We start from the raw sequence: 1,512 nt of genomic DNA on the forward strand, positions 1-1,512 counted from the left end.
GCAAAATTCGGGATAGCACCCGGCTCAGATAGCGTCCAGCCCGGATTCTCCGGTTCTGATCCGGATCGCTTCCTCGATGTTCGAGACGAAGATTTTGCCGTCGCCGATGCGACCCGTTTGGGCAGCGCGGCGGATCGCGTCGATCGCCTTCTCGACCAGCTCGTCCGAAATCACGATCTCGATTTTCACTTTGGGCAGGAAGTCGACGATGTATTCCGCACCGCGATAGAGTTCGGCATGACCCTTCTGCCGGCCAAAGCCCTTGGCTTCGGTGACGGTGATACCCTGCAGTCCGACTTCCTGAAGCGCCTCTTTCACCTCGTCGAGCTTGAATGGCTTGATGATCGCTTCAATCTTCTTCACAGAGCGCCTCCCGGCATTTCCAAATTGCAGATAGGTTCGATGTCGCGCGAGGCGGCCCGTCTGGTTTGATCCTTGCATCCGGCAATGCCGGAATGCCCATGATTTGTCGCCGACTGCAACGATCCTGAGCTTGGTATCCTGACTGGCTTCCTCAAAAGCAGGGTCTATGCCAAGTTGTTAATGCGGCTGATTTCGGAATGTTATCAGACTATTAACAGGCAAATGGAAGAGATTGCGCCGGACGCTGTATGATAGCGAAGCTTACAAAATAGGCAAACCGATCAATTCGTATGCAGGTGGGGCGAAACGCGCCGCGGGGTGTTGCGGGATATGCCTCCAGAAAAGGCTGACGGATCGAGGATTCGGCATGGAAGTTCTGACCACCACGGAAATGGAGCGTGCGGACCGGCTGACGATCGCCGCCGGCACGCCCGGCTTCGCGCTGATGATGAGCGCGGGCCAGGCCGTGGCCGAGGCCGCCATGGATCTGGTCGAGGAGGGGCCGATCGTGGTGGTCGCCGGCCGCGGCAACAATGGCGGCGACGGTTTTGTGGCGGCAGCCGAACTCGCCGCGCGCGGCCGTGATGTCTCCGTCATCCTCTTGTGCGAGCGCGACAGCCTGCAGGGCGATGCCGCGCTCGCTGCACGCGGCTGGAAGTATCCGGTGCTGCCGTTCAACCCACAGGCGATCGGCAAGCCGGCGCTGATCATCGACGCGCTGTTCGGCGCCGGCCTCAACCGTCCCGTCAAGGGCGAACCGCTTGATGTGATCGAGGCGATCAACGCCAATGGCGCGCCGGTGCTCGCCGTCGACCTGCCGAGCGGCATCAATGGCACGAACGGTGCGGTGATGGGGGCTGCGATCAATGCCGTCGAAACCGTGACGTTCTTCCGCCGCAAGCCGGCGCATCTGCTGATGCCCGGGCGCAAGCATTGCGGCCGCGTCCGCGTTGCCGAGATCGGCATCGATGCGCATGTGCTCGAGGAGATCCGGCCGCAGACGTTCGAGAACGTTCCTGCGACCTGGCAGAAATCGTTTCCCGTGCCCGACATCGACGGTCACAAATATGCGCGCGGCCACACGGTCGTGCTCTCGGGCGAACTGGCGTCGACCGGCGCGGCGCGGCTGGCGGCGCGCGGCGCGCTGCG

Annotated in this window: 2 protein-coding genes; one reads left to right on the plus strand and one right to left on the minus strand. The window is 62.2% G+C overall.

The window, feature by feature from the left end; all coding sequences use genetic code 11:
* Positions 1 to 24: 24 nt before the first annotated feature.
* Positions 25 to 363 carry a P-II family nitrogen regulator gene (locus tag CQ14_RS14505; protein ID WP_027537227.1) on the minus strand — a complete coding sequence of 113 codons (339 nt, stop codon included), beginning with the start codon at positions 361 to 363 and terminating at the stop codon, positions 25 to 27.
* Positions 364 to 730: 367 nt separating this feature from the next.
* Between CQ14_RS14505 and CQ14_RS14510 the strand changes: the two genes are divergently transcribed.
* Positions 731 to 1,512 (plus strand): NAD(P)H-hydrate epimerase (locus CQ14_RS14510; RefSeq protein ID WP_063800356.1); only part of this gene is annotated, 782 nt, incomplete at its 3' end.

Source organism: Bradyrhizobium lablabi (assembly GCF_001440475.1).
Taxonomy (GTDB): domain Bacteria; phylum Pseudomonadota; class Alphaproteobacteria; order Rhizobiales; family Xanthobacteraceae; genus Bradyrhizobium; species Bradyrhizobium lablabi.